The following is a 3,311-nucleotide window of genomic DNA, read 5'->3' on the forward strand; positions in this document are numbered from 1 at the left end:
CCGCGTCCTCGGCGAAGCGCTGCATGGCCTGCGCCATCTCGGCCTGCAGCGCGTCGCGGCCGTCGCGCGCGCCGAACAGGCGCGCGATCGCATCGACGCCGGCCTGGCGCGCGACCCACGCAGCCACCTCCTCCTCGCGCTGGCGTTCGGCCCAGAACGCCAGCGCCAGCGCGCGCGCGGCCGGGGCGTGCATCAGCGTGCCCGCGGCCTGCTGCAAGGGCAGCAGCGCCTGCAGGATGCGCGTGGCGTCGTGGTCGTGGATGCCGCGCTCGTAGCCCTCGCGGTAGCGCGGCGCGGCGAAGTCGCGCACGCTGCGCGCCAGCGCGTCGGGTGTGGCCGCCAGTTGCGCCAGCGCATCCAGGCTCAGCCCCTCCTCGCCCGCCAGCGCCGCTTCCAGCATGCGCCCGGCCAGGTATTCGCCGCGGTACAGCGTGGGCGATTCCGAATCCAGCGTCACCTGCCAGTAGGCGCGGGTGGCGTCCAGTGCGGCGTCCTGCAGCGGCTCCAGGTAGTCGGTGCCGGTCAGATGCAGCGCCAATCCGTCCTCACGCGGCAGCAGGGTCAGGTCCAATGCTTGCGTGTTGACGCTGAAGCGGTGTCGCGGACCCAGCCGCACCACGTTGCCGCCGGCCTCGAACAGCTCGCTGCGGTCGCGCAGCGCGCGCACTGCCTGGTCGCGCACGCCCTTCAGCCGCGCCTCGACGTCGTCGGCCTTGACGCTGTCGCGGTAGCCGCGCAGCCGCTCGGCCAGCTCGCGCAGCTTGAGAATCAGCGGGTCGCCGGCGAAGAAGGCGTTGAGTTCGTCGGCGTTGGCAAAGCGCTCGGTGCGCCGCGGCAGGCCGTCGAGGATGCGCGAGGCCGCGTCCAGCAAGGAGCGCGCCTTGCGCTGGCGGTCGTCGAGCAAGGCCTGCTTGTGCGTCTCGAACGCCTCGACCAGTTCCTCGCGCTTGCTGAGGATGTCGCCGAGGAACTGCTCGTGCTCGCCGAACTGGCTCTCCAGTTCCTCCAGTTGCACCATCAGCCGCGACAGTTGCTCGTCGGCGCGCTCGGGATCGGTGGACAGCGCCAGCGCGCTGGTGATCGCCTGGCCGAACAGCGCGAACTGCGCGCCGAACTGGGCCACGGTCTCGGCCGAACCCAGGCTCTTGCGGCGCTGCTCGGCACGCGCGCGCGCCTGGTTGAGCCGCGCGTAGACTTCGGACAGGGCCTCGACCACGCGGGTGCGCTCGGTGGCGTCGTCGACCTTGAGCCCGGCCATCAGTTCCGACAGCAGGTCCAGGTCGGCCGACATCGCCCGCATCGCCTGCACCTGCTCGGACAGCGCGCGCGCGGTCGCCGCCGCCTGCGCCGCCGCGTCCAGCTCGGCCAGGCGCGCATGCAACGGCGCCAGCGCGCTTTCGCTGCCGAGGAAACGCCCGGTGGCGGCGCCGACCGTGTCGTGGGCCTGCTGCAGCGTCGCGCCCATCGCATCGATCGCATCGGTGTCGATGTAGCGGTACTCGCGGATGGTCAGCAGATGGCCGCGCTGTGCGGCGATGGCGTTGAGCGGTTCGACGAACTCCTGGATGCTGTTCCAGTTCTCCGGCTGCAGCCGCGCCAGCAGCGCCTTGTGCGCGGCCGTGGCCTCGGCCATCGCCTGGTCGGACTGCTGGCGGATCGACAGCACCTTTTCGTATTCGTCCAGCACCGCCTCGCCGGTGGCGCTGATGCCGCGCAGCACGCCGGCCAGGTCGCCGCAGTGCGCGTCCTCCAGCCAATGGTGCGCGTCGAACAGGCGCCGCGCGTCCTCCACCAGCAACTGGTAGCGCTGCACCGACACCTCGTCGCGGTCGATCGCGCGCGCCAGCCCGAACAGGCTGGAGATGCCGCGCACCAGTTCGGCATTGCCGATGCGGCCGAGGAAGGTGTTGCTCGGCGGGCGCCTGGCGGCGAACTCGTCGCTGCTGAAGGGAGTCTGCCAGACCTGCATCGGATGGATCCGGGTCGGCTCGCTGCCCTCGGCATGGAACAGCACCATGCGCCCGTCCTGCAGCAACGCATAGCCATGGCCGAACACCGGGTTCTGCAGCGCGCGGCGGATGGTGTTGTAGACGAACAGCGCGGACTTGCCGCCCTCGCGCTCGTAGAAGATGTACAGCACGTCCTCGCCGTTGGGCGAGCGGATCGCGCGCTTGAACTGCATCCCGTCCATCGCCGCGTCGAACGCCTTGTGATCGCCGTTCTGCAGGTAATAGCCGCCGGGAAAAATGATGCCGTGGTCCTCGGGCAGCTGCACGCAGGCCTGCACGATGGCGTCGTTGCGCACGATGCGGCCGCTGAGCGTGTTGTAGATCAGCCCGCGCCACTGCGTCTCGCGATACGGCAGCACCTTGAGCAGGACCAGGCTGCCGACCCGCGCGAAATCGAACTGCGCATCGTCCAGCGACTGGGTCTTGTCCTCCACCGGTTCGCTGTAGATGCCCTGCCCGGTCTCGGTGTTGTTCTCGACCTTGATGGTCAGATCGCCGCCGATGGTCTCCACGAACAGGGTATCGAGGATGTTCAGATGCGAATGGCGCCCGTTCACCGCCATCTCGCGGGTGGCGCGGGTCCATTCGAAGTCGAACGGCGGCGGCAGCGCGATGTCGCGTTCGCCGCGCGCATCGATGTAGGTGAGCGCGCCGTCGCTGTCCTGCGCCCAGCGGAACACGCGCACGTCGCTGCTGCGCTCGCCGATCTGGAACGCCGCCAGCAGCTTGCCGCCGATGACGATCAGTTGCAGCAGCCGCGCGTGCTTGTAGTAGGCGTACAGCTCGCCGAAGTCGTGCACGAAGCCGGCCTGGCCGAGGAAGCTGCCGGCCAGGTCGATCGGGCTGACGTCGTAGCCGTCGGCGCCCTCGACCAGCCGGTACAGCCCGAACACGTCCTGCACGCGGGTCTGGTTCTTGAGCCCGAGGAACACGTTGTAGCCGAACAGCAGCAGGTCCGGCCCGACCTGCACGATGTCGCGGCCGACGCAATTGTGCTCGGTGCGGATGCGGAAGCGGCCGTCCACCTCGAGACGGCTGTCGCCGAACTCCTGCAGGCGCTGCCGGTTGAGCGCCTCGACCGCGTCCTGCAGCCGCGCGCCCTGCTCGACCAAGCGCTTGCGCAGCACGTCGTAGGCGCCGCCCTGGGCGACCGCCTGGTCGACCTGGCTGGGCGCGTCGCCCTCGGGCTGGGGATCGGTCTGGGGTTGGGGGGGTGTTGCCATCGTCGCGGCTCCTGCCGGCTTGCGGGGGATCGGCGCATCGCGCCGCGCGCCCGCCACGGGTTGCGGCGGCGCGCCACCA

At 70.4% G+C, this 3,311-nt stretch carries 1 protein-coding gene; it reads right to left on the bottom strand.

The genetic code is table 11. The features are described from left to right. A partial coding sequence (locus tag D180_RS18140; protein WP_017913908.1) for a DNA repair ATPase occupies positions 1 to 3,232 on the bottom strand: 3,232 nt, incomplete at its 3' end. Positions 3,233 to 3,311: the final 79 nt, after the last annotated feature.

Origin of the sequence: Xanthomonas sp. SHU 166, assembly GCF_000364685.1 — a bacterium.
GTDB classification, from domain to species: Bacteria; Pseudomonadota; Gammaproteobacteria; order Xanthomonadales; family Xanthomonadaceae; genus Xanthomonas_A; species Xanthomonas_A sontii.